At 51.2% G+C, this 3,592-nt stretch carries 1 tRNA gene and 2 rRNA genes; all 3 read right to left on the reverse strand.

Going from position 1 to position 3,592, the window contains the following annotated elements:
- Window positions 1-131: 131 nt before the first annotated feature.
- Window positions 132-3,040 (reverse strand): 23S ribosomal RNA (locus OCH02_RS25380).
- 235 nt (window positions 3,041-3,275) lie between these two features.
- Window positions 3,276-3,351: transfer RNA gene (locus OCH02_RS25385), tRNA-Glu, on the reverse strand.
- Window positions 3,352-3,494: 143 nt separating this feature from the next.
- Window positions 3,495-3,592 (reverse strand): 16S ribosomal RNA (locus OCH02_RS25390); the annotation flags it as partial.

Genomic DNA, 3,592 nt, shown 5'->3' on the forward strand with positions numbered 1-3,592 from the left:
TCAGGTGGGACCACCGCGCTATTGCCGCCAGGCAAATTCTGTTTCATTCTCGGCCGTCATTCTCATGACCACCAGAACCAATCTCGGAACTTCGCTGAAAATCTCTCAAATCAAAACACTTTTGGTGTTGTAAGGTTAAGTCTCACGGATCATTAGTACTGGTTAGCTCAATGCATCGCTGCACTTACACACCCAGCCTATCAACGTCTTAGTCTTAAACGTTCCTTCAGGGGAATCAAGTTCCCAGGGAAGACTCATCTCGAGGCAAGTTTCGCGCTTAGATGCTTTCAGCGCTTATCTTTTCCGCACTTAGCTACCGGGCAATGCCATTGGCATGACAACCCGAACACCAGTGGTGCGTTCACTCCGGTCCTCTCGTACTAGGAGCAACCCCTCTCAATCTTCCAACGCCCACGGCAGATAGGGACCGAACTGTCTCACGACGTTCTAAACCCAGCTCGCGTACCACTTTAAATGGCGAACAGCCATACCCTTGGGACCTACTTCAGCCCCAGGATGTGATGAGCCGACATCGAGGTGCCAAACACCGCCGTCGATATGAACTCTTGGGCGGTATCAGCCTGTTATCCCCGGAGTACCTTTTATCCGTTGAGCGATGGCCCTTCCATTCAGAACCACCGGATCACTAAGACCTACTTTCGTACCTGCTCGAGCCGTCACTCTCGCAGTCAAGCTAGCTTATGCCTTTGCACTAACCTCACGATGTCCGACCGTGATTAGCTAACCTTCGTGCTCCTCCGTTACTCTTTGGGAGGAGACCGCCCCAGTCAAACTACCCACCAGACACTGTCCTCACCCCGGATTACGGGGCCGAGTTAGAACATCAAACATTAAAGGGTGGTATTTCAAGGTTGGCTCCACGCAGACTGGCGTCCACGCTTCAAAGCCTCCCACCTATCCTACACATCAAGGCTCAATGTTCAGTGTCAAGCTATAGTAAAGGTTCACGGGGTCTTTCCGTCTTGCCGCGGGTACACTGCATCTTCACAGCGAGTTCAATTTCACTGAGTCTCGGGTGGAGACAGCCTGGCCATCATTACGCCATTCGTGCAGGTCGGAACTTACCCGACAAGGAATTTCGCTACCTTAGGACCGTTATAGTTACGGCCGCCGTTTACTGGGGCTTCGATCAAGAGCTTCGCCTTGCGGCTGACCCCATCAATTAACCTTCCAGCACCGGGCAGGCGTCACACCGTATACGTCCACTTTCGTGTTTGCACAGTGCTGTGTTTTTATTAAACAGTTGCAGCCAGCTGGTATCTGCGACTGGCTTCAGCTCCGAGAGCAAGTCTCTTCACCTACGCGCCAGCGTGCCTTCTCCCGAAGTTACGGCACCATTTTGCCTAGTTCCTTCACCCGAGTTCTCTCAAGCGCCTTGGTATTCTCTACCTGACCACCTGTGTCGGTTTGGGGTACGATTCTGTGTTACCTGATGCTTAGAGGCTTTTCCTGGAAGCTTGGCATCAACTACTTCTGCACCGTAGTGCATCGTCATCACGCCTCAGGGTTGAATGAATAACCGGATTTACCAGGTCACTCCCCCTACACGCTTAAACCGGGACAACCGTCGCCCGGCTAGCCTAGCCTTCTCCGTCCCCCCTTCGCAGTAACACCGAGTACAGGAATATTAACCTGTTTCCCATCGACTACGCCTTTCGGCCTCGCCTTAGGGGTCGACTCACCCTGCCCCGATTAACGTTGGACAGGAACCCTTGGTCTTCCGGCGAGCGGGTTTTTCACCCGCTTTATCGTTACTTATGTCAGCATTCGCACTTCTGATACCTCCAGCAACCCTCACAGGCCACCTTCAACGGCTTACAGAACGCTCCCCTACCCAACAACGCCTAAGCGTCGCTGCCGCAGCTTCGGTGCATGGTTTAGCCCCGTTACATCTTCCGCGCAGGCCGACTCGACCAGTGAGCTATTACGCTTTCTTTAAATGATGGCTGCTTCTAAGCCAACATCCTGGCTGTCTATGCCTTCCCACATCGTTTCCCACTTAACCATGACTTTGGGACCTTAGCTGGCGGTCTGGGTTGTTTCCCTCTTCACGACGGACGTTAGCACCCGCCGTGTGTCTCCCGTGATAACATTCTTCGGTATTCGGAGTTTGCATCGGTTTGGTAAGCCGGGATGGCCCCCTAGCCGAAACAGTGCTCTACCCCCGAAGATGAGTTCACGAGGCGCTACCTAAATAGCTTTCGGGGAGAACCAGCTATCTCCCGGTTTGATTGGCCTTTCACCCCCAGCCACAAGTCATCCGCTAATTTTTCAACATTAGTCGGTTCGGTCCTCCAGTTAGTGTTACCCAACCTTCAACCTGCCCATGGCTAGATCACCGGGTTTCGGGTCTATACCTTGCAACTATTCGCCCAGTTAAGACTCGGTTTCCCTACGGCTCCCCTATACGGTTAACCTTGCTACAAAATATAAGTCGCTGACCCATTATACAAAAGGTACGCAGTCACCCAACTAGTAGGCTCCCACTGCTTGTACGTACACGGTTTCAGGTTCTATTTCACTCCCCTCGCCGGGGTTCTTTTCGCCTTTCCCTCACGGTACTGGTTCACTATCGGTCAGTCAGGAGTATTTAGCCTTGGAGGATGGTCCCCCCATATTCAGACAGGATGTCACGTGTCCCGCCCTACTCATCGAACTCACAATTAATGCATTTTAGTGTACGGGACTATCACCCTTTACTGTGCGACTTTCCAGACGCTTCCACTAACACAAGAACTGATTCAGGTTCTGGGCTCCTCCCCGTTCGCTCGCCGCTACTGGGGGAATCTCGGTTGATTTCTTTTCCTCGGGGTACTTAGATGTTTCAGTTCCCCCGGTTCGCCTCATACGACTATGTATTCATCGTATGATAGTGCAACGAATTGCACTGGGTTTCCCCATTCGGGTATCGCCGGTTATAACGGTTTATATCACCTTACCGACGCTTATCGCAGATTAACACGCCCTTCATCGCCTCTGACTGCCTAGGCATCCACCGTGTACGCTTAGTCACTTAACCTCACAACCCAAAAGTGTTTCCACTTTCGCGCTGTTACATTTGAGAGACTCTATGACAGGTTAGTCCTTACTCCAGTACATCTACGGAGGAGTAAGTTTCAGCTGTCATGTTTCAATTTTCAGCTTGTTCCAGATTGTTAAAGAGCAATATCTTAAACACGACTCATTAAAGTCATCTTTAAGATGTTTTCGGTGCAGCAAGCACCGGTGATAATGTCTTTCACTCATTATCGGAATGGCGTCCCCAAGGGGATTCGAACCCCTGTTACAGCCGTGAAAGGGCAGTGTCCTAGGCCTCTAGACGATGGGGACACGAAATTCCGATCAGACTCACGTCTTAATCGGTTCGTATCAGCATGAGTCAGAGACTCATTACATCAACAGGTAGCGCTTTTGCTCATTACTTTTCTATCAGACAATCTGTGTGAGCACTTCACGCAATCAATATCATTAGGTAAGGAGGTGATCCAACCGCAGGTTCCCCTACGGTTACCTTGTTACGACTTCACCCCAGTCATGAATCACAAAGTGGTAAGCGCCCTCCCGAAGGTTA

Source organism: Serratia quinivorans (assembly GCF_946227985.1).
In the GTDB taxonomy this organism is placed as follows: Bacteria; Pseudomonadota; Gammaproteobacteria; order Enterobacterales; family Enterobacteriaceae; genus Serratia; species Serratia quinivorans_A.